A 19,515-nucleotide genomic window follows, 5' to 3' on the forward strand; every position below is an offset into this window, starting at 1 on the left:
GTACTCACGGGGGTAGGGCTTGGGCACAGCGACATCCTTCCAGGCTGCCCTGCGGGCAAGCCAGCTCGGTTGTCACCGATCAGTGCAGCAGACCCGAATGAGAGACCGAGGTCAGGGCCTTCGTCGCTCGGTCAGCCGTTCGAACGCCTCGGCGAAAGTGTCGATGTCCACGGCTGTCGCCGTTGGGTCGCCGTGGGCCAGCCACTGCGGCAGGAGGCCGTCGGCCGCGGCGAAAACCATGTGCGTCAAGATGGGGACGAGATTACGGTCGTCATCGTCGCGAAGACCACGGATGAGGTGTTCTTCTACCACTTCGAAGAACGCCGAGTAGTACTTCATGCCAGCTTCTGGGTGCTGTCGGATGCCCCAGTAGAAGACCTCGCTCTGAGCTCGGGCGTAGGTCTCCTCGCTGAGATACCAACCCATCAGCTGGCGCAGCAAGGTAGCGGCGGCACGACCCAGCCCACATCCGGGCGCTACATGCCAAACGGAATCGCGGACCGCGTTTGCCATGTTCTCGAAGATGTCGTGAAAAAGCTCTTCCTTGGAGTCGTAGCAGTAGTGCAGCGTCGCCAACGAGGCGCCTGCTTCGGCGGCGATGCGGCGCGTGGTAGCCCCTTCGATACCTTTTTCGGCAATGACCTTTACCGCGGCGGTGACGAATTCCTTTCGCCGCTGCTCAGCGCTGGTGCGGGGCATGTTGATCCTTGATGGCTCCATGAATCCGGTCAGTTGAGACGTCAGCTTCCAACTGTAGCTTCATATTGTAAGGACCTCATCACTGGGCGGTCCATCCGCCATCGAGTGCCAGCGAGGTGCCAGTGACGAACGCTGCGGCGTCGCTGCAGAGGTAGAGGACGGCATCCGCTACCTCCTCCGGTTCAAGGAGCCGCTTGATCGAGGAGCGCGCAAGCATCACCTCGGCGATGACCGACTCCTCATCTAGGCCCAGCGCCTGGGCCTGGTCGGCAATCTGGCCCGTGACCAAGGGCGTGCGGACATAGCCGGGGGCGATGCAGTTCGAGGTCACCCCGTGAGGCCCGCTCTCCACCGCTAGAACTTTGGATAGGCCCTCAAGCCCGTGCTTGGCCGCGACGTAAGCAGACTTCAAGGCGGAGGCCCGGCGGCCATGGATGGAGGAGATGTGGATGAGGCGGCCCCAGCCTTTGGCGTACATGGAGGGTAGGACGCACTGCGCTAGCGCAAAGGGTGCGGTCACCATGACCGCCTGCATGCGTCGGAAGACGTCGAGGGGCAGCTGGTTGACCGAGGCGACCCGTTGAAGCCCCGCGCTGTTCACGAGGATGTCGGCCTCCAGGCGCAACCGGGACACGGCGTTGTCGTCGGCTAGGTCCACGGGTAGGACCTGTGCGTCCAGCGTAGCCGCGTGTGCCTCAAGCTGCAGACCCGGGAGGTCGAGGAGCGTCAGCGTGGCTCCGGCCGTGCGCAGAGCCGTGGCGCACGCGGCCCCGATGCCGCTCGCTGCCCCGGTGACCACGGCGTGCCGTCCACGTAGATCAAGATCTTTCACGATGGAGCTCCATCCAGTCAGGCGTCGGCAACAGTTCATCACGCAAGTAGGACGCTTGACCAGGATTGCCTGGTTGGCCGCAGCGTATTCAGCCTCACCTGAACGCAGTCGCCTCATGCATGGGTAGGCTTACCTAAACATCCCCGTGTGAACATTGTGTTATTTCGCCAGTCTTGTGCCGTCCACCCCCTTGACCCTCGGATGTATCGCTGCCTATCTTCTTGGTCAAGCGATCAAGTCGAAGGGGATGGATGCGCCGGCCCCAGGGCCCAGGACGCTGCTCTGACCACGCCTTGCCTCGCCCGGACCCATGATCAGTTCGAAGGACAGGTGCCTTCGCAGGCCTAAGGAGAGACCATGGCTGAGCTCACGACACTGCCCGGCAGCGCGACAGTCGACGACGTCGTTGAGGTGCTTGAACGCGATGGCGGCGTCATCGTCGCGGACCTGATCTCGCCTGAAGTCATGGACAAGATTTGGAATGAACTGTCCCCCTATCTGGAGGCCACGCCCGGCGGGTCCGGTGAGTTCGTGGGTCGTCAGACGCGCCGCACCTCCGGAATCATGGGCAAGTCGCCGAGCTCGGCCGCGCTGCTCACCGAACCACACCTGCTGGGTGCTGCCGAGAAGCTGCTGCGTAGCACGACCCGCTACTTCGTGGGCGATGAGCACCACGAGTCCGAAGGAAGTGTCCAGCTCTCAGCTACCCAGGCGATCTACATCGGCCCGGGTCAGAAGGCGCAGGCGCTACACCGCGACGACATGGTCCACCACCGGACCCACCCGGGACCTGAGAGCCAGGTCCAGACCCTCTACGCCGGCACCAACTACACCGCAGCCAACGGGGCGACCATGGTGGTCCCGGGAAGCCATCGGTGGGACGACGACCGACGTCCTGACCCCTCCGAAGCCGTCCCGGCCGAGATGACCCGGGGCTCTGGCCTCATCCACCTCGGATCGGTCTTCCACGGTGGGGGTACCAACATCACCACCGCCGAGTCGCGCCTGGCCATCTCGGTGTCCATCTGCCGCGGCTACCTGCGTCAGGAGGAGAATCAGTTCCTGGCCGTTCCGGCTGAGGTCGCGCAGAGCTACCCGGAGCAGGTTCAGCGACTGCTCGGCTGGAACGTGAACATCCCCTTCTGCGGCTGGTTCGAGATGGGCGACCCGCATGTCCTGCTTGAAGGTGACCTCAGCAACACCCGCAGCGCCACGGACCTCCTGCCGCGCTGAAGCGGCCCACCCAGATCGCCATCGCCCTCGGCATGGTGGTGGTCTGCCCCGAACTCAGAAAGGGCTGTGGATCTTTGCACACCATGCCCGTACCGGTCTCCATCGGTACACAAGGCGGGGTCGCACTCACCCGCGATAGCGACGCGCCTCCCTTCGTCCGGTGGATTGCGCACGTCCTGGCCCTCAACACGTGGGATTCGACTCGCTGCTCGCTGCTGCAAGGGCTGGTCGGCACCATCGCGGTGGCGACCGACTCTGACCAGCAGCGTGCCCTCATCACGGCGGCTGGGGGTCATATCCATGTAGGCGGGGGAGAGAGTCAGCCACCGAAGGCGACGATCGTCCTCTCGTTGGACTCTCGGGAAGTCTCAGAGAGGGTCCCGTCCACGGGCCAGCAGGATGTGATCAGCGTGGGCGAAGTCCTCATGCAACCGCCGCTACCAGATTGGGAGAACCTGACTGACTCATTCTGGACCCTGACGCGCCAGGTGCGCGGCTTGCCTGCACTCAGCCTGCAAGAGACGTCCTCTGGTTGTCGGATCAGGCTGGGGGAGGGACCAGGTGCGCCGTATGAGGTGCACGGTTCAGCGCGAGAACTCAGCCGTTTCCTGGCTGGTATGCGGTTCTTTCCCGAGGCCGTCTACGCCGGAGATTTGCAGATCCGCGGAACGTTCAGCCAGTTCTCCACGGTCTCCGGCGCTTCCTTGAAGGTGATGTTCGATGTCTGAGTATGAAGAGGTCAAAGACTGGCTAAGTGAGCGGGGGGTCCGGACCGTTCGCCTGGACACGATCAGCCTCGACGGTGTCGTTTCGGGCAAGTACGTCTCAGTTGCCAAGTTCCTCTCCGGCCTGAAGACCGGGTGGAGCTTTTGCGACGTGGCCTTCGGCGTGGACCTGGCCAACGTCCCCCAGTTGGGGTTCGATTACGGCAGCTGGCGTGGGGAGATGGCCGACGTCACTCTGCGGGGTGACAGCTCAACGCTGGCGCTCGACCCGCACCTTGTCGGTCTGGCCACCGTCTTGTGCGACCTGGTGGACCGTGACGGGGCACCGCTGCCGGTGTGTTCCCGCTCCGTCCTGCGCCGGCAGGTGCAGCATTTGACCAATCTCGGCTACAGCGCCAAAGCAGCGATTGAGATCGAGGCGACGGTCTTCGAAGAGTCCATCGACGAGGCCCGCCGTCTCGGATTCCAAGGGCTGCACCCGCTGGGGGGTTCGGCTGGCGCCTTGTACGTCATCGCCCGCCCCGTCGCCTTCACCCGCTATCTCGACGCGGTGACCGAACGCCTTGATGAGATGGGCATCGCTTGGGAGGGATGGTGCGATGAGTCGGCGGCCGGGCAGGTCGAAATCAACCTTCCTCCCACCGACCCGATGACCGCAGTGGACAACTACAACCGCGTCAAACTGGTGATGCGTCAGGTAGCGTTCGAACGCGGCCATAGCGTGACATTCATGGCCAGGTGGTCCCCGGAACAGTTCGGGCAAGGTGCCCACATCAACCTGTCTCTGTACCAAGACGGAGAGAATGTCTTCCACGACGTCCAGAACTCCCGTAGTCCGTCCGCGCTGATGCGTGAGTTCATGGGTGGGGTCTTGGAGACCATGCCGGCAGCGACGTCGTTCTCGTTTCCTACGATCAACTCCTACCGACGGATCGAGGAGCTGAACGGGCCGCCCACGACGGTCAGTTGGGGCTTGGAGAACAAGAGCACAGCCGTACGGGCAATCTGCCGAGACGCCAAACAATCGCGCATCGAGTACCGCATTCCTTCCGCTGACGCCAACCTCTACCTGGCCTTCGCCGCGCTCCTGGCCGGCGGACTCCTCGGACTGCAGAACCACAGTGACCCGGGCCCCAGCCTGGACCACATGGCATGGGCCCTACCCCCAGGTTCAGTGGACACTGACACTCCGGAACGCCTCCCTCGCAGCCTGTCTGCGGCGACTGACGCACTCGCCGCTGACACCGATCTCACCAAGGCACTGGGCCCAGCCCTGGTCGACTACTGGATCGGAACCCGGCGCTGGGAGTGGTTCAGCTTTCACACCGGTGGCGGTGATCCACAGGCAGGTGTCTCGCAGTGGGAACTCACCCGCTACTTCGAGCTCGTGTGAACATCGACGGCACTGGCGCAGCGCAAGCACCCTCTTGCATCCGGCCCCTCCGCGTTCCTTGAGAAGGAGATCGACATGAGAGCAGCGGTACTGGTCGAGCCCGGTCGCCTCGACCTGCAGGACGTCGTCCTGGACGAGCCCGGTCCGCGAGAGGTGGAGATCCGCACCGCGGCCGTCGGCCTTTGTCACAGCGATCTGCACTACATCGACGGTACCTTTAGTACCAGTCTCCCGGAGATCCTCGGACACGAGGCCGCCGGTGTCGTGACCCGGGTCGGTTCAGAGGTGGAGTCCGTACGCATCGGTGACCACGTGGTCACCTGTCTGACGATCTTCTGCGGACACTGTCGCTACTGCACTGATGGGCACCTGTCAATCTGCGCTAACCGATCGGCGCTGCGGAAGCGCCCTCGCCCCGTTGCGACAACTCCTGACGGCACGGCCATCGGAACCATGAGCGGCATTGGCGGCTTCGCCGAACGGATGGTTGTTCACGAGAACGGGGTCGTCGCGGTTCCGGCGGGTGTCCCCCTCGATCGGGCCTGCCTCGTCGGGTGCTCCGTGCTGACCGGTGTCGGTGCGACAACCCGCAGCGTCCGGATCCCGCTGGGCGCCGACGTTCTTGTCGTGGGCTGTGGGGGAGTCGGTATGGCGGCTGTCCAAGGCGCGCGGCTCGGTGGAGCCGGTCGGGTGATTGCCGTGGACATCAGTCCAGCCAAGCTCGACGCCGCCAAGGAGTTCGGAGCGACCCACGTCATCAACGCCGCACACCAAGACGTTCTCCAGGCCGTGCGAGAGCTCACCGGCGCCGGCGTCGATTTCGCTTTCGAGGCCATCGGCCGCCGCGAGACCGTCGAACAGGCAGTCGCCTGCCTAGGCCCGGGCGGAACGGCGACCGTGTTGGGAATGATTCCCGACGATCAACCTGTGAGGATCCCGGCCACCGACCTGCTGTTCAACGAGAAGAAGTTACAGGGATCGTTCATCGGATCTAACCAGTTTCGCACCGATGTCCCGCGGCTGCTTGAGCTCTATGCCCAGGGACGCCTAAAACTGGACGAGATGATCTCTATGCGCCTTCCGATGGACCACATCAACGAAGGCTTTGACGCGTTGCGACGGGGCGAGGTAACCCGAGCCGTGGTGGAGGTGAGCCAAGCATGAAGCCGCTGATCGGCCTGACCGGGCGCCGACTGTCTTCGGCCCAACTTGCCAGCTTTGAAGAGCGGTACCGGCAAACTTCGGTGGACGTATATTTTGCTGATTTCGCTCGCCGTGTTGACCGCGCAGGCGGCCTGCCGGTGGAACTTCCCTACGAGTCCGCTGGGCATGAGATCCTGACCCGGCTCGACGGCCTGGTGGTGACAGGGGGTCAGGATGTGGATCCGCGGCTGTGGGGTGGCGATCCGGCGCTTTCCCAGGAGCCGTTCGACCCCGACCGGGACCGCTACGAAGCCGGCCTGCTGCGGCACGCCGTTGCCCTCGGCGTTCCCACCCTCGCCATCTGCCGCGGGGTACAACTGCTGAACGTCGCCTTCGGGGGCACCCTCGTCGGCGACCTTCCCCACCACGATATCGACCACACCTCCCCCGATTACCCTGTGGAGGCGGAGACCCACGACGTCATCCTGCAGCCCGGGTCCTTGGCGGCGGGACTCTACGGCCCTCGGATCGCGGTCAACTCCCTGCACCACCAAGCGGTGGCGGATTGTCCGTCGGAGTTCCTCATCAGTGGGCGGGCCCCCGATGGGACGGCGGAGGTTTTGGAGATGCCCGGTCACCCCGTGCTCGGGGTCCAATGGCACCCAGAGTGGCGCACCGGCGACGACCAGGCCTTTACCTGGCTGGTCAACTGCTCCCTCGACCGGGCCTGGGGCATCGATGTTGCTTCATGAGTACAGCGTGCTGGATGCAACGGCTCTGGCCGAAGGCCTGCGCAGCGGCGAGTTCAGCGCCGTCGAGGTCCGCGCTGCTGCGGTCGCTGCTGTCACCGCCGTGGACCCCGTCCTCAACGCGGTAGTCGGTGAGCGGCTCGAGCTATCCCCACTGGATGTCGATCCCGACCCCAGGAAGCACGGTGACTACCGGCACGTGCCCTTCGCGGTCAAGGACCTGGTGTGCCAGGCGGCGGGAGTGCTACACGAAAGTGGGAGCGCCCTGACTGCTGGACATCGAGCAGAGCAGGACAGCGCGCTGATGCTGCGGTGGCGCCGTGCGGGGCTCGACGTCTTGTACCGCACAAGCACCCCGGAGTTCGGTCTCAGTTGCACCACCGAGTCCGCCATTGGCGGAGCAACGCATAATCCGTGGGACACGACCCGCACGCCGGGGGGGAGTAGCGGTGGCAGTGCTGCCCTGGTAGCCGCTGGCGCACTGCCGTGGGCTCATGCGAACGACGCTGCAGGCTCCATCCGGATCCCGGCCGCGCTGTGCGGACTCATCGGACTCAAACCAAGCCGAGGCAGGGTTCCCACCGGACCCGACAGTGACGACCCGTTGTTCGGACTCTCCACTGAGTTTGCCATCACCCGCAGCGTGCGCGATACCGCAGCCCTGCTAGACATCGCCGGCGGCAAGGCGACCGGTGAGCGCTACCTCCTTCCCACCCCGACCAATGGGTGGCTGGCGGAGCTCTCTTCCTCCGCATCCCGACCTTTGCGCATCGCCGTTAGTTCCACCTCGCCTTTCGGTGGACCCGTCGACGCCGACTGCGTGCGCGCCGTTACTGAGACCGCTCACACCTTGGCTGCGTTGGGCCACCACGTCATCAACGTCGACCTCGGCATCGACGGTGACGAGTTCATCGAGATGAGCTCCATATTTTGGTCCGCGTCCATCGCCGAGACCGTCCGCAGCGTACGACCGCGCCCCGGTCGACCAGCGAACGTGGGGTTGCGTCCGGTGACTCGCGTCTTCGCAGACGCGGGTGAACACCTCTCCTGGCAACAGGTCGCCGCCGCGCGGGCATGGCAGAACCGGATCACCCGTCAGATTGCGGAACAGCAGGCCAAGACCTACGACTTGCTGGTGACTCCATCCACAGCCCGCCCCGCCTGGCCGACGTCGGAACCGTCCATGGATGAGGTTCCTGCTTCGCCTGCGGAATGGCTGCGGCGCCTGTTCGCCTACGTGCCCTTCACACCGCTGGCCAACGTTACCGGTGCGCCAGCTATCACGCTGCCGGCCCGCCCCGCAGGACACCTGCCTGTCGGTGTCCAGTTCACCGCAGCGCTGGGAGAGGAGTCTCTACTCCTGTCCGTAGCCGCCCACCTGGAAGCCGTCGCCGACTGGACCCGTCTGCGACCCGAGAGTCACCTTTCACACCCGGAGACACCTCGTGCCTGAGCTCGTGACCGCGGCACCGCCGATCGCTACGGACGTGTCTCGTTCGTGGGCCGAACGGGCTGACCATCTGGTCCTACCGTCGGCCATGTGGATCGATGGGGGACATCACACCGGTCCCATCGGGGGTCGACCGCTCATCAGTCCTCGCGACGGCTCCGTCCTCACCACGCTGGCGGCCGCCGACACTCGAACCCTCGACCACGCGGTGGCCTCCGCTCGGGCTGCGTTCGAGCGCGGTACGTGGTCGCGTGCGACGGCCCGTCAACGGGGTCGGGTCCTCCGGCTCTGGGCCGATCTGGTCGAGGCAGAGCGCGAGACCCTAGCGCTACTCATCTCTCTGGAAATGGGCAAGCCAATCTCTGCTGCCCTCGACGTCGAGACCCGGGCCGCAGTGAGCTCACTGCGCTGGTACGGCGAGATCGCCGACAAGCTGATGGACGAGTCCCCTCGAGGGGTCGACGGCGCTCTGGCTCTCGTCACCCGCGAACCGATCGGAGTTCTGGGCATGATCACTCCGTGGAACATGCCCATCACGTTGCTCACCTGGAAGTTGGCGGCGGCGCTGGCCGCCGGCAACAGCCTCGTCGTCAAGCCAGCGGACCAGTCACCCTTGTCTACCTTGTTCCTGGCCGAGCTTGGGACCAGAGCCGGGCTGCCCGACTCCGTTCTGCAAGTTCTCGTCGGCCGCGGGTCGGTAGTCGGCGCAGCTATGGGGCGTCACCCCGACCTCGACGGTTTGTCGTTCACCGGCTCCACGGCGGTCGGTAAGGGGCTGCTGAGCGATGCGGGAGCCTCCAACGCCAAACAGCTGTGGCTGGAGCTTGGGGGCAAGACGCCCGTCGTGGTACTGCCTGACGCCGACATGGACGCCGCAGCCGACGCGATCGCGTGGGGAATTACCTTCAACAGCGGTCAGCTGTGCACCGCGACATCCCGCCTCATTGTGCACGAGAGCGTCCAAGAGCAGCTCACAGTCTTGGTGGTCGACCGCATCAGGGCTAAGGTGATCGGCGATCCCCTGGAATCCAGTACCGAGATCGGGCCGCTGGCCAGTTCGACGCATCGCTCCGACGTCTTAGCTCATATCGAGCGCGGACTAGACGACGGAGCGGTCCTCGTCTCCGGCTCTGCCGACCCCCTCAACGGACCGGGCTGGTTCCTCGAGCCGGTGGTGTTTACCCACGTCCAACCGCAGATGGCCCTTGCGCAAGACGAGATCTTCGGACCCGTCCTTTCCATCCTCTCCTTTCGTGACACGGAACAGGCGATCGCATTGGCCAACGATAGCGTGTACGGCCTCGGCTCCTCCGTGTGGACGCGCGACATCTCCCAGGCCGTAAAGATCTCCCGGTGCCTCGACGCGGGAATGGTCTGGGTCAACTGCTTCGAAGAGGGCGACATGACCGTCCCCTTCGGGGGCCGTAAGCAATCTGGCCACGGGGCGGACAAGAGCATCCACGGGCTGGAGAAATTCACCAACCTCAAGACCACCTGGATCCAGCTGTGAAAAGAGCTACCGTGACCCACGACGACCCGAGAATAGTTATCGTTGGCAGCGGGTTCTCCGGAATCTGCGCGGCCGTCAAGCTGATGGAAGCCGGTTTCCACAAACTAACCATCCTTGAACGTGGAGAGGACGTCGGCGGTACCTGGAGAGACAACAACTACCCCGGTTGTGCCTGCGACGTCCCCGCCGTTCTGTACTCGTTCTCCTTCGCGCCCAACCCAGACTGGAGTCGCCGGTACTGCGGCCACGACGAGCTATTCGCCTACTTGCGAGGTGTCGCCGACCGATACAGCCTTCGCCCGCACATTCGGTTCAAGACTGACGTCACCCGAATGTCCTACGATGTTGAGACCGCCCAGTGGCAGGTGACCACGGGTAGCGGGGAAGTCCTCATCGCCGACGTCGTCGTGAATGGGACAGGCACTCTGAGCCAGCCCAGCATTCCCCGCCTGGAAGGCCTGAGCAGCTTCACCGGGGAGGTCTTCCACTCGGCCACCTGGGACCACGCGAAACCGCTGGAAGGGCGGCAGGTAGCCGTCATCGGCACCGGCGCCAGTGCAATCCAATTCGTTCCAAAGATTGCCGGCATCGCTGACCACGTGACCGTCTTCCAACGCACCCCCCCGTGGGTGATGCCACGAGACGACCACGAGTACACCGGCTGGGAGTCACAGCTGTTCCGTCGGGTCCCTGTCAGTCAGAAACTCTTGAGGTGGAAAACCTACTGGGACTTCGAAACTCTAGCCCGCGGGTTTCTCGGCAAGCAGAAGGTGGTTGACGCATACCGCCGCAAGGCCGAGGCCTTCATAAAGGCGTCCATCCCGGACGATCTCCTGCGGGCGGCAGTGACTCCCGACTACGATCCTGGATGCAAGCGGCGCCTTGTCTCCAATGACTGGTATCCAGCACTGTGTCGCGACGACGTCGACCTCGTGACGGAACGCATAGTTGAGGTGCGCCCATCCGCGGTCGTCACCGCGGACGGCGTCGAGCACCCGACGGACGTCATCGTCTTCGGCACTGGTTTTGCCGCGACCGACTTTCTAGCACCGATGGAGGTCCGCGGACTCAGCGGGGTAGAACTCTCCGAGCAGTGGCGAGAAGGGGCCGCCACGCACCTGGGAATCGTTGCGGCAGACTTTCCAAACCTCTGGATGGTGATGGGGCCCAACACCGCCCTGGGGCACAACTCGATTGTCTTCATGATCGAGCAGCAGGTCCACTACATCGTCCAGGCGCTTCAACACCTACGGGCGAAGCGGATCCCCGCGGTACGGATCCGGCCAGAAGTGATGCAGCGTAGCTACGAAGAGGTTCAACGCCGGATGGGCAAGACGGTCTGGGCTTCTGGCTGCAACAGTTGGTACCTCAGCGATGGAGGCCGTAACGACACCCTATGGCCTGCCACCACCGTCGAGTATTGGTGGCAGACACGTCGGTTCAGGCCTGAGGACTACCAGGTAATCCAGCCGGCGACAACGGGGACTCATACAGCAACCCGCTCCGGGCAACCGCAGACACGAGACATTCCCTGAGGAGGACACGTGAGCCAAGACAACTCCCCGCCCACAGCCCTCGTGACCGGTGGCTCACAGGGAATCGGGTTGGCCGTTGCCTCAGTATTGCTGGCCCGAGGGTGGAATGTGACCCTCGCCGGTCGAGGCCGTGACCGTCTCGACAGCGCAATCACAACACTGCGCGACCAGTCAGGTCCTGGCCGGGGAACCGTCGAGGCAGTCACCGCAGACGTAGCGGCAGAGGGGGACATCGATCGCCTCGTCGCCACGACAGTTGCACGGTGGGGGCACATTGACGGCCTCGTGAATAACGCCGGCATCTTCGACGATGCCTCGTTCCTCACCCTGTCGGCGAAGGAATGGAACGATGTGCTGGCCGTCAACCTGACCGGTCCGTTCCTACTCACCCAACGTGTCGCCTCGCACATGAAAGACCGCGGCGGGGGATCCATCGTCAACATTGCCTCCATCGATGGGCACCGCATCGATGGAACTTACCCGGCCTACAACGTCTCCAAGGCAGGTCTCTTGCACCTGACGAGGCAAGCCGCGGTGGAGCTCGGGCCTCACGGAATTAGATGCAACTCCGTCAGCCCAGGATGGACCAAGACTCCTATGGTGGAGGCTGCGCTGACTAGCCCCCAGCTCGAGGCCATGACGACGAATTGGCCCCGAGCCCCACTGGGCCGCATGGTCAGCACAGAGGAAGTCGCACGCACCGTGGCCTTCCTTCTCGGCGAGGATGCCTCGGGTATCACGGCAGCCGACGTGGTTGTTGACGCGGGAACCCTGGCGAACCTGTGGTTGCTGGAAACTCTGCCGTCTTGAATCCTTGACCCCCTTCTCTGACTCTGGAACCGTACGACCACCACCGCGGGTAGATCGTGTTCTCGCTTCCAATCCGTCGTCTCCGCGTTCCGCGTTCCGCGCCCCGCGCCCGCTACAAACACTCAAGGGGAGAACTGCCGTGGAAAGTCCAGAAACCCCATCCACTGACGTCGCTAACGACCGCGACGACCGGTCTCACTCCAATCAGCCGCGTTCGGGGGACTGGGCCGGCACGGGAGCACCCATCGTGCCCGTCCGTCTCAGTGGCAGCATGGGGGTGGCGGAACTGGTATTCACCGTCCTCGCCTTCAACGCGCCCCTGTCGATCGCTGTTGGATTCATTCCGGTGGTCATCGGCGCCGGAAACGGGCTCGGCGCACCCCTCATCTTCGTCGTGTGCGCGGTCCTCCTCATTGTCTTCGCGGTCGGGTTCACGACCATGGGTCGCCACCTACCCAACCCCGGTGCCTACTACGCTTACATCACCGCGGGCCTAGGGCGACCACTCGGCCTTGGCTGCGCCTTCGTCGCCGTCTTCGCCTACTTCTTCATCCTGATCGGAAGCTACGCCTTTGGTGGAATCACCCTTCAAGCTCTGGTGCGCGACATGCTCAATGGTCCGGACATCGAGTGGTGGGTTTGGGTGCTCGTGCTGCAGGCCGTCGCCGGCGTACTGGGCTACTTCCGCATCAGCCTCTCCGCAAAAATCCTCACGGTGGCCATGTGTTTGGAGGTGGTGGTCATCGTCGCCTACAACGCAGTCGTTCTGTTTCGTGGAGGGCCGCAGGGGCGTCCCGTACCGGCGCTGGACTTGTCCAACTTCACCTCCGGTGCGGTGGGGCTCGCACTGCTGTTCGGAGTCACCTGTTTCGCCGGTTTTGAGGCGACCGCAGTGTTCCGTGAGGAAACTCGCGATCCCGCGCGGACAGTACCGCGAGCGGCCTACCTATCGGTGATCGTCATGGCTGTCATGTACGCAGTTACCACCGGCGTGGTCATCATTGCCTTCGGTCCCGACGCGGTCGTCGCGGCGACCGGTGCTGACCCCACTGGTGCCATGCTCGGCAGTTTCAGACTGTACCTAGGGCAGGTGGCGGTGGATATCGTCAACGTCTTGCTGTGTAGCAGCATTTTCGCGGCCGTTCTGGCAACCCACAACGTGTGTGCCCGCTACCTCTACTCTCTCAGTGTTGACGCTGTCCTGCCCCGCTCTCTGAGCGTCGTCCATCCTCGACACGCGTCGCCCCACCGAGCCTCGGTTGCAGTCAGTGCTCTCGTCTTTCTGGCCACCGCCGTCCTGCTGACGATCAACCTCGAACCGTTGCGCCTCTACGCTGCGTTGGTCGGCATCGGGGGCTATGCCCTTCTCTTCCTTCTGCTGTGCACAGCGGTCGCCGTTATTCCATACCTCACCAGGATGCGCCGTCAGGGGCGCGCCATAAGCCCGGCCGCGAGCGTCGCCGCCCCGGGGCTGTCAGCGATGGGCCTTGCCTTTGTCTTGGCTCTAGCCTCGCGGAACGTAGCAGTTCTCTTCGGGGCTACGCAGGCCGCATCCAACGTCCTACTAGCGGTGGTCTACGGCCTGGTTCTCGTAGGAGTGGTGTACGGGCTATGGCTGCGTTCCCGCAAGCCCGAGGTCTATCAGCGCATCGGTCGCCAAGACATCTAGAGACCCATCACGGAGGACAACGTGAAGAACCCGTCGCCCATTCCACTACCCCGAGTCGTCATCCTTGGTGCCGGGTTGATGGGGAGCGCCATCGCCCGGGAGCTCCTGCGTCTCGGCTGCAGCGTCGACGTCTGGAACAGAACACCAGCCAAGACCACTCCACTGGTCCAAGAGGGCGCCGGTACTGGGACGCTTCAATCGGTCATGACCGGCCCTGCCCTGGTCCTGCTGTGCCTGTCCAACTACGAGACAGCACGTGCTGTTCTGGCGGAGGCCGAGGAGCCGTTGCGGGATGCCGCCCTCGTCAACCTCGTCACGGGGTCCCCCACCGAAGCGGAAGAATTCAGCTCGTGGGCCTCCGAGCGGGGAGCGAGATACCTCGATGGGGCCATCGAGGCTTACCCCAACGACATCGGTCAAAGCACCACGCTGGTCAACTATTCAGGTCATGTCGACGTGTGGACCGACCACCGCGAACTCCTTCTAGCGATTGCCGGGGCGTCGACCTACGTGGGTGAGAGGCCCGGCGCTGCCAACGTGCTTGACGCGGCGATGGCCGGGAGTTTCTACAACGTCTCCATCGGTGCCTTCTTGGAGGCGCAATCGTATGCGTTGTCGCAGGGGGTAACCCCCCAACAGCTGCGGTCCGGACTGCCGTACTGGTTGGAACTACTGCGGCGCTCCCTTGAGGAGGGAATCAGCGCCGTCGAAGGCGGTGTCTACGACACCGACCAGGCGACGTTGGTCGTCTATCACGACGCGGTCCGGTCGTGGTTGTCTACGGTGAACCATGCTGATCAACGATCAACGCTACTGACCGCAAATGAGGAAAGCCTTAGGTCGGCGGTGGCTGCCGGCCATGGACCTCGCTCGATCTTTGCGCAGCACCTACTTACCAGCAAGAGCGTCTTCTCATGACCCATCGATTGCCCCGAACAACAACCGCCCCCAAGCCCAATCCCGCGGACCAAGGAGTAACACCGTGAGTGCTTTGACGACGTTGCCAGCAGACACCGACGTCCGCCAAGTTGTCGACATCATCGAACGCGACGGCGGCGTGATCGTGGCAGGCTTCCTGCACGCGGACGGGCTCGTCCGCCTACGCAAAGAGGTCAATGCCGCCCTGGACGAGATCCGTCCGGGCGAAGACGCCGCCTTCGCGGGTACCCGAACCCGTCGAGCGGGTCGCTTGTTTGCCCGGTCCACCATGATGGTAGACATTGCCCGCCACCCGCTCTATCTCGGTGCAGCCCGCGCGATCCTGCAGAAGCCGGTCGACGTCTGGTTTGGTCAGGAACGGACGACGGTCACACCTGGCATCCAGATCGGCATGACCCAGGCCATCCGGATCTGTCCCGGTCAGGGGACCCAGCCGCTGCACCGTGACGACACCTCCTTTCTCTGGCGCCACCCCGATTACGGTCGCGAGGGACGGCTGCAGATCATGGTCGCGGTCAACGACTTCACCCAGGAGAACGGCGCCACCCGCGTCATCCCCGGTAGTCACCGCTGGGATGATGAGCGGATGCCCCTAAATGAGGAGACGGTCCCGGCGGCCATGGCCGCGGGTTCGGCGTTGCTTTGGATTGGGTCGACCTACCACGGCGGCGGCAACAATGTCTCCACTGGAGACCGCACCGGGGTGACGATGTCGTTCGACCTGTCGAATCTTCGCCAGGAAGAGAACCAGTATCTGTCTTTGTCACCCGAGGTCGTCTCGGCTCTGCCCCAGGACGTGCAGCGACTCCTCGGGTGGAGCTCCGGGGACAATTTTATGGGCTACATTGAAGTGGGCGGCCAGATGACCGACCCAAACTTCCTGGTCGCCACTTCCTGAGCACTCTCATCCCCGGACCTATCTGGTGCGGGCCCTCTCCGTTCGTGACGCACTCCCTCAGGAGGAACCGCTGTGTCAGCTACTGCCGCTGAGAACTTCGCTGATCGACCCGTAGCCCTGGTGACGGGTGCTGGCAGCGGCATCGGGCGCGCCGTGTCGCTCGACCTGGTACGGACCCACCGCATCGCCGTCGTCGACCGCGACGCAGCAGCGGCGGCGGCCGTCGTCGCTGCCGCCGGGGGAGTAGGCCACGCTGAGGCGTACGCGGTGGACGTGACGGAGGAAGAGTCGCTGCAGGACGCGGTGCGCCGCGTCCTGCAGACCTTTGGCCGGCTCGACGCCGTGGCGGCCTGCGCCGGCATTGCCAGCGGCGGTACCGTCGAGACCACGACGCTGGGCGACTGGCACCGCACACTGGCCGTGAACCTCACCGGGGTGTTCCTCACCGCCCGCGTGACCGTTCCGCACCTTCGCGCGACGAGGGGCTCGTTCACGGCGATCGCTTCCGACGCCGGAACCACGGGGGCGATGGACATGGCCGCCTATACCGCTTCCAAGCACGCAGTCCTGGGACTTGTTCGCGGTATGGCCCTCGACTTCGGTCGCGACGGCGTGCGGAGCAACGTGGTCTGCCCCGGGTTTGTGGAGACGCCGATGGCCCGTGGCATCTTCGCAGACGCCCCCGAGGGGACCGAAGAATTCTACCGTGAGCTCATCCCTCTGGGGCGTTTCGCCGAGGCGGAGGATGTCGCCGCCGTGGTCCGTCACCTCGTGGAGTCGCGCTACACCAACGGACACGCCTACGCGATCGACGGCGGGTCCACCGCGGGCTACTACCGCAACCCGGCGGCCCCTTTCGTGGCGGCAACCGGAGGATCCCATGGCGAGCATTGATTGTTCACCCGACTTGGCTGCGGTGGACCCGGAATTGCAGGAACTGCTGGCACAGCTGACCGCATATACCTTTACCGACGCTGACCTCGGACCGGTGCGCGCCGCAGAGGAGGCGCCACTACCGGTGCGCTTCTCCCCCGCGGACGCCGTGCGGAGCTGGGCGGAGGAGGTGATCTTGCACGACCGGGTCGTCCCGGTGCGCATCACCAGACCGGCCGCTGCGCCGGGCGAGGCCCCGTTGCCGGTCCTGGTCTGGGCCCACGGCGGTGGCTATGTCCTCGGCGCGCCGTCCACCGATCAGCCGCTCGTCGACCACTGGGCCTCCGCCGTCGAGTGTCTGGTCGTCTCCGTCGGCTACCGCCTCGCGCCAGAGGCAACCGGGACGAGCGCCGTCGAAGATTGCTACGCGACCCTCCGATGGGCGGCCGAGAACGCCGGACGCCTCAACGCGGACTCCGACCGGTTGGCCGTCGGGGGCGAGAGTGCCGGTGGTGGCCTCGCCGCCGCCCTCGCCCTGATGGTCCGCGACCGGGGAGAGCACGAACTTCGCTTCCAGTACCTTGATGAACCTATGCTGGACGACCGCACCGTCACCCGCGCTGTCCCCAACCCGCACACCGGCAAGTTCGTGTGGACGCCCGAGGCCAACCGTTTTGGGTGGCAATCGTTGCTGGGGCCAGACACTACTCCCGGAGCGCCGGGGATCCCGGCGTACCTGGCCGCGGCACGGGCTGAGGACGTCGCCGGTCTACCGGCCACGTACATCGACGTGGGGACCCTGGACCTCTTCCTGGAAGAAGGCGTCGAGTACGCCCGACGTCTGCTGGCTGCGGGTGTTCCTGTAGAACTCCACGTGTACCCTGGCGCGTTTCACGGTTACTGGGTCGCCCAGGAGTCGCTCGTTTCTCGGAGGCATCTGAGCCACGCCGTCGACTTCATGCGGCGCTTCTTCGGCCTCCCGGCGGTGTATTGACGTCCCGACCTCACGAGTGTCTCTGCTCCCGACGAGTCCGCGGTCGAGACCGCGGCAGCGCAATACGTCCGCGGACTCGACAAAGGGAGAGCACAGGTGCGCGGCCGCCGACGGCCAGAAGGCCAGGCGCGTGAGGAAGTTCTCTATCAGAGATCCTTCACACTGTGAGTTGCGCCCACCGTTGATGAAGTTGCTGGTGACGGATATCGGCTTTGGCTAACACTCGTAGCTGGCGAGAGGAGACGGTGTGGCTCTGGTTCGCTTCAAACCTGAACCCGTCGGCGGAACTGACGTTATGCCAACCCGCCGCCGATGAGGATGTTCTCGGTCTTCTGGTCGCCAACCTGTTACAGCGTCACCTCGGTGCCCGGCGGTCTACCAGGCGCTCATTTTTTATCCCTCATCAGGAACGGGGAAATCTGCATTAACACATCCCCCAAGTGAACGGAAGCTTCGTGGTGGCGGTGTCGATGGTGCCGACGCGGGTGTCGAAGTCTGGCGGGTGTCATAATGGCGGGATCCGTTGCGCGAGGGCCCCGGGTCCAGCGTAACGTGCCGTAAGTGGCTCTGTAAACGGCGTCAGCGTCAGCGGACATGAGGGTGTTGGTGAACGTGGACGTGATCTCGCGCAGCAGATCTGGGCTGGCTTGGACGAGCTGCTCGTCGACGGAGCGGGCAGGGGCCATCATGGGGTTGGCGATCTTCGTGTGATCTCCCGTCGGTCTTGAGCGGGAACTCGGTTCGAAGCATCACGCGGTGGCCATTCTCCAAGAGGAAGGCGCGCCCATCACCGGCCTGCTCGTACAACACTCTGATGGATTCCACTGCCCGATGAGATAAGGGAGGTCATGCCCTGGGGGTGGGCGGCCGAGGGGCCGCTGCTGTGATCACCGTCATTACCAGGGTGGCGGTGGACGCGGTTGCACCCGGTGACGGGGGTGCTGGACGGACTCAACCGGTCGTCGCAACACCGGCCTGATTCAAGAACTGTAGCTGCTCCTCGAACACCTCCGCAGGTGTCCTCCAGCCGAGCACTTTTCGGGGTCGATTGTTCAAGACATCAGCGACGGCCTGCACCTCTTCGGCGCTCCACCGTGCCAGGTCCGTGCCCTTGGGGAAGTACTGCCGCAGCAATCCGTTGGTGTTCTCGTTCGTGCCCCGCTGCCACGGGGATCGAGGATCAGCGAAGAACACTGGCGTCCCGGTCTCGGCCGTGAACGCGGCATGAGCCGACAGTTCCTTGCCGCGGTCCCAGGTCAATGAGCGCCGCATCTCCGCCGGCAGAGCACCCACCGTCTTGACCAGGGCGTTCTTCATCGTCACCGCCCCGTACCCGGCCAACGCCGGCCCGTTCTTCGTCCGCGGAACCACGCCGTAGCCAGCCTCGCGAGGCAGGTGCACCAGCATCGTGAACCGAGTGCTGCGCTCGACGACAGTGCCGATCGCCGAACGTTGCAGCCCGATGAGCAGGTCTCCTTCCCAGTGCCCAGGCACCAGCCGATCAACGGCCTCAGCCGGCCGGTGCTTCAGCAAGGCATCGTGGGTGACGTGACCCCACGCAACGGACCGTGTCCGCGCCCGGGGAACCCGCAGGGCTCGTCCTCGACGCAGGCAGGTCACCAGCTGCCGGTCCAGCCCTCCCCGGTCTTGGACGTAAAGGCCCTGGTAGATGGCCTCATGGCTGATCCTCATCGAGGCGTCGTCGGGAAAGTCAAACGGCAGACGGCGGGCGATCTGCTCCGGGCTCCAGGCCAGCACCCAGGCACGGTCACCGCGATGCGGCTTGTTCCGGCCCTTCCACCGCGACCCGGCCGGGCCCAGGCCGCGCCCGTCGGGCCCGATCACCTGCCCCGACAGCCGGTCGTGAACGTAGCGACGCAACACCTCGTGGCGGGCCAGCTTGGCGACCTTGGGTCGGCGCGCCCGCCGTTCGGCATGCCACTGCGCAACCGTCGCCCGGTAGGGGACCTCAGAGCTGCGCGTGGAGGCGTTGCGCCGCAACTCCCGCGAGATCGTCGAAGGGCTGCGGCCTAGCTGACGGGCGATCTCGCGCACCCCGTCAC

The 19,515-nt window shown here is 64.6% G+C and carries 17 protein-coding genes and 1 pseudogene; 14 read left to right on the forward strand and 4 right to left on the reverse strand.

What is annotated here, in order from left to right:
• Nucleotides 1-111: 111 nt before the first annotated feature.
• Nucleotides 112-699, reverse strand: coding sequence for a TetR/AcrR family transcriptional regulator (locus CLV37_RS25485; RefSeq protein ID WP_170127504.1), 588 nt, complete (start codon nucleotides 697-699; stop codon nucleotides 112-114).
• A 79-nt stretch (nucleotides 700-778) separates the two neighbouring features.
• Nucleotides 779-1,531, reverse strand: a complete 753-nt coding sequence (locus CLV37_RS25490; RefSeq protein WP_245885911.1) for an SDR family oxidoreductase — start codon at nucleotides 1,529-1,531, stop codon at nucleotides 779-781.
• 357 nt (nucleotides 1,532-1,888) lie between these two features.
• On the opposite strand from CLV37_RS25490, the gene CLV37_RS25495 reads away from it, so the two are divergent.
• The 14 genes from CLV37_RS25495 (at nucleotide 1,889) to CLV37_RS25560 (ending at nucleotide 17,452) form a co-directional block, all read left to right on the forward strand.
• Entirely contained in the window at nucleotides 1,889-2,764 is an 876-nt protein-coding gene (locus tag CLV37_RS25495) for a phytanoyl-CoA dioxygenase family protein (RefSeq protein WP_106215563.1), read from the forward strand.
• An 83-nt stretch (nucleotides 2,765-2,847) separates the two neighbouring features.
• Nucleotides 2,848-3,492: a hypothetical protein gene (locus CLV37_RS27890; protein WP_106215564.1), complete on the forward strand. Its 645-nt coding sequence runs from the start codon at nucleotides 2,848-2,850 to the stop codon at nucleotides 3,490-3,492.
• A complete protein-coding gene (locus CLV37_RS25505; protein ID WP_106215565.1) occupies nucleotides 3,485-4,882 on the forward strand; it encodes a type I glutamate--ammonia ligase in 1,398 nt (465 codons plus the stop codon). The genes CLV37_RS27890 and CLV37_RS25505 overlap by 8 nt, the downstream gene beginning before the upstream one ends.
• 75 nt (nucleotides 4,883-4,957) lie before the next feature.
• Entirely contained in the window at nucleotides 4,958-6,046 is a 1,089-nt protein-coding gene (locus CLV37_RS25510; RefSeq protein WP_106215566.1) for a Zn-dependent alcohol dehydrogenase, read from the forward strand.
• Complete coding sequence (locus CLV37_RS25515) at nucleotides 6,043-6,777, forward strand: gamma-glutamyl-gamma-aminobutyrate hydrolase family protein (protein ID WP_106215567.1); 735 nt, start codon at nucleotides 6,043-6,045, stop codon at nucleotides 6,775-6,777. The genes CLV37_RS25510 and CLV37_RS25515 overlap by 4 nt, the downstream gene beginning before the upstream one ends.
• Nucleotides 6,778-6,784: 7 nt before the next feature.
• Nucleotides 6,785-8,227 carry an amidase gene (locus CLV37_RS25520; protein ID WP_170127505.1) on the forward strand — a complete coding sequence of 481 codons (1,443 nt, stop codon included), beginning with the start codon at nucleotides 6,785-6,787 and terminating at the stop codon, nucleotides 8,225-8,227.
• 85 nt (nucleotides 8,228-8,312) lie between these two features.
• Nucleotides 8,313-9,734 carry an aldehyde dehydrogenase family protein gene (locus tag CLV37_RS25525; RefSeq protein ID WP_106215575.1) on the forward strand — a complete coding sequence of 474 codons (1,422 nt, stop codon included), beginning with the start codon at nucleotides 8,313-8,315 and terminating at the stop codon, nucleotides 9,732-9,734.
• A gap of 11 nt (nucleotides 9,735-9,745) precedes the next feature.
• Nucleotides 9,746-11,269, forward strand: a complete 1,524-nt coding sequence (locus CLV37_RS25530) for a flavin-containing monooxygenase (RefSeq protein ID WP_106215576.1) — start codon at nucleotides 9,746-9,748, stop codon at nucleotides 11,267-11,269.
• Nucleotides 11,270-11,278: 9 nt separating this feature from the next.
• Nucleotides 11,279-12,079, forward strand: coding sequence for an SDR family NAD(P)-dependent oxidoreductase (locus CLV37_RS25535; protein WP_106215569.1), 801 nt, complete (start codon nucleotides 11,279-11,281; stop codon nucleotides 12,077-12,079).
• A 247-nt stretch (nucleotides 12,080-12,326) separates the two neighbouring features.
• The gene (locus tag CLV37_RS25540; protein WP_211298958.1) at nucleotides 12,327-13,748 is read left to right on the forward strand and encodes an APC family permease; all 1,422 of its coding nucleotides are present in this window, start codon (nucleotides 12,327-12,329) and stop codon (nucleotides 13,746-13,748) included.
• A gap of 21 nt (nucleotides 13,749-13,769) precedes the next feature.
• A complete protein-coding gene (locus CLV37_RS25545) occupies nucleotides 13,770-14,666 on the forward strand; it encodes an NAD(P)-dependent oxidoreductase (protein ID WP_106215570.1) in 897 nt (298 codons plus the stop codon).
• Nucleotides 14,667-14,739: 73 nt separating this feature from the next.
• Nucleotides 14,740-15,585, forward strand: a complete 846-nt coding sequence (locus CLV37_RS25550) for a phytanoyl-CoA dioxygenase family protein (RefSeq protein ID WP_342762310.1) — start codon at nucleotides 14,740-14,742, stop codon at nucleotides 15,583-15,585.
• A 120-nt stretch (nucleotides 15,586-15,705) separates the two neighbouring features.
• Nucleotides 15,706-16,479, forward strand: a complete 774-nt coding sequence (locus CLV37_RS25555) for an SDR family NAD(P)-dependent oxidoreductase (protein ID WP_281260559.1) — start codon at nucleotides 15,706-15,708, stop codon at nucleotides 16,477-16,479.
• A complete protein-coding gene (locus CLV37_RS25560) occupies nucleotides 16,466-17,452 on the forward strand; it encodes an alpha/beta hydrolase (protein ID WP_170127507.1) in 987 nt (328 codons plus the stop codon). Before CLV37_RS25555 ends, CLV37_RS25560 begins: the two co-directional genes overlap by 14 nt.
• Before the next feature lie 448 nt (nucleotides 17,453-17,900).
• On the opposite strand, the pseudogene CLV37_RS29240 reads toward CLV37_RS25560, so the two are convergent.
• Nucleotides 17,901-18,141 (reverse strand): annotated as a pseudogene (locus CLV37_RS29240) (transposase); the annotation flags it as partial.
• Between the two features lie 262 nt (nucleotides 18,142-18,403).
• On the reverse strand, nucleotides 18,404-19,515 hold a 1,112-nt coding region (locus CLV37_RS25565; RefSeq protein ID WP_106215578.1), incomplete at its 5' end, for an IS30 family transposase.

It is taken from the genome of Kineococcus rhizosphaerae, assembly GCF_003002055.1.
Lineage (GTDB): Bacteria > Actinomycetota > Actinomycetes > Actinomycetales > Kineococcaceae > Kineococcus > Kineococcus rhizosphaerae.

What these genes read in the sequence shown, in the direction of transcription:
- CLV37_RS25485 (WP_170127504.1), bottom strand. Translation starts at nt 699, where the DNA reads ATGCCCCGCACCAGCGCTGAGCAGCGGCGAAAGGAATTCGTCACCGCC.
- CLV37_RS25495 (WP_106215563.1), top strand. Translation starts at nt 1,889, where the DNA reads ATGGCTGAGCTCACGACACTGCCCGGCAGCGCGACAGTCGACGACGTC.
- CLV37_RS27890 (WP_106215564.1), top strand. Translation starts at nt 2,848, where the DNA reads ATGCCCGTACCGGTCTCCATCGGTACACAAGGCGGGGTCGCACTCACC.
- CLV37_RS25505 (WP_106215565.1), top strand. Translation starts at nt 3,485, where the DNA reads ATGTCTGAGTATGAAGAGGTCAAAGACTGGCTAAGTGAGCGGGGGGTC.
- CLV37_RS25510 (WP_106215566.1), top strand. Translation starts at nt 4,958, where the DNA reads ATGAGAGCAGCGGTACTGGTCGAGCCCGGTCGCCTCGACCTGCAGGAC.
- CLV37_RS25515 (WP_106215567.1), top strand. Translation starts at nt 6,043, where the DNA reads ATGAAGCCGCTGATCGGCCTGACCGGGCGCCGACTGTCTTCGGCCCAA.
- CLV37_RS25525 (WP_106215575.1), top strand. Translation starts at nt 8,313, where the DNA reads ATGTGGATCGATGGGGGACATCACACCGGTCCCATCGGGGGTCGACCG.
- CLV37_RS25560 (WP_170127507.1), top strand. Translation starts at nt 16,466, where the DNA reads ATGGCGAGCATTGATTGTTCACCCGACTTGGCTGCGGTGGACCCGGAA.